Raw genomic sequence first — 1,620 nt, 5'->3', positions numbered from 1 at the left:
GGCCCCGGCTGTGCGCGCGGGGCCGGGCCGCGGCGACCACCACAGAGAAGAGACCCGCATGACCGCCAGGACCGTGATCGACGTCTGGGTGGCCGACCTGACGTTCCCCGGCTACATGGACCGCCTCCACCAGATCGGCGCCGCGTTCGAACGCGCCCACCCCGAGTACCGGATCAGCATCGAGGGCCGCGACTTCCGCACCCTGTCCCAGCAGATCGCCCAGGCCGCCGACGAGGGACGGCCCCCGGCCGTCGCCGAGTACTACTTCGCCGTCACCCAGGCCGCCCGCGACACCCGCACCCCCGACGGACGGCCCCTGTTCACCTCCCTGGAGCGGGCGATCGACGGCCGCACCCACATCCTGGGCGAACCCGTCATCACCGGCGACCTGCTGCCCGCCGTCCGCGCCTACTACTCCCCGCGCGGCGAGCTGACCTCCATGCCCGCCGTCGTGACCGCCATGCTCCTCTACGGCAACAAGCCCGTCCTTGAGCGCGCCGGGATCGAGGACCTGCCCACCACCTGGGCCGAGGTCGAAGCCGCCTGCGAAGCCGTCGCCGCCCTCGCCGACGGGCCCTCGCACGGCATCACCTGGACCAACCACGGCCTCTTCTTCCAGCAGGCCCTCGCCGTCCAGGGCGCCGACCTCGCCGACCACGGCAACGGCCGCACCGGCCGCGCCAGGCGCCTGGCCCTCGACTCGCCCGCCCTGCTCTCCTTCGCCCGCTGGTGGCAGGACCTGCACCGCAAGGGCCACTACCTCTACACCGGCAAGATCCCCGACTGGGAGGGCAACCTCACCGCGTTCGCCGCCCAGGACGTCGCCCTGCGGATCACCTCCTCCAACGACCTCACCTACATGGCCATGGCCGCCGGCAACGCCGGATTCGAGATGAGCGTCGGCCGCTTCCCCGCCCGCGACGGCCACCCCTACGGCGGCAACATCATCGCGGGCACCTCCCTGTGGCTCACCGACGGCCTCGACACACCCACCCAGGACGGCGCCCTGGCCTTCCTCCAGTTCCTCAACAACCCCCGCAACGCCGCCGACCGCCACATCCACAACAGCTTCGTCCCCCTCACCCACGCCTCCCACCGGCTGCTGGAGGACGAGGGCTGGTTCGACACCCACCCCCACCACCGGCTCGCCAGCCAGCAGCTCGGCTCCTACGCCCCCGGCCAGGACGGCGACGGCGTCCCGCCGTGCCGGGGCGCCCTGTTCGGCGACTTCGCCGGCGCCCAGGACGTCATGACCCGCGCCATGGACGACGTCCTGCTGCGCCAGGCCCCCCTCGAAGAACGGTTCGCCAAGGCCACCGCCGAGGCCCAGGGCCTCCTGGACGCCTACGAAAACGACCGCGTCACCCACGGGGTCCGCGCGGCCCAGAGCCTGCGGGTGGAGTACTTCCGCGACGCCGAGGAGTACACCGGCGCCGCTCTGGCCGACGCGGTCAAAGCCCGCCGCTGACCGCCCCGCACGACGCACCGAAGGGGGGGGGGGCCCCCCGGGGGCGCCCCCCCCGGCCCCCCGGGGTTGTTGGGGGCGGGTCCGGCCGGCCCGCGGGGGGGGGGGGGGTTAAACCAAGGAGGCGGGCGGCGCGCCGGGGGGTGGGGGGTTGG

1 protein-coding gene is annotated in these 1,620 nt (G+C 74.0%); it reads left to right on the top strand.

Annotated elements, in window-relative coordinates; genetic code table 11:
- Nucleotides 1–58 precede the first annotated feature (58 nt).
- A complete protein-coding gene (locus ACFVIM_RS35045) occupies nt 59–1,468 on the top strand; it encodes an extracellular solute-binding protein (protein ID WP_384310402.1) in 1,410 nt (469 codons plus the stop codon).
- Nucleotides 1,469–1,620: the final 152 nt, after the last annotated feature.

The sequence above is a fragment of the Streptomyces sp. NPDC057638 genome, from assembly GCF_042800315.1.
Taxonomy (GTDB): domain Bacteria; phylum Actinomycetota; class Actinomycetes; order Streptomycetales; family Streptomycetaceae; genus Streptomyces.
This window is presented reverse-complemented; position numbering and strand designations above follow the sequence as displayed.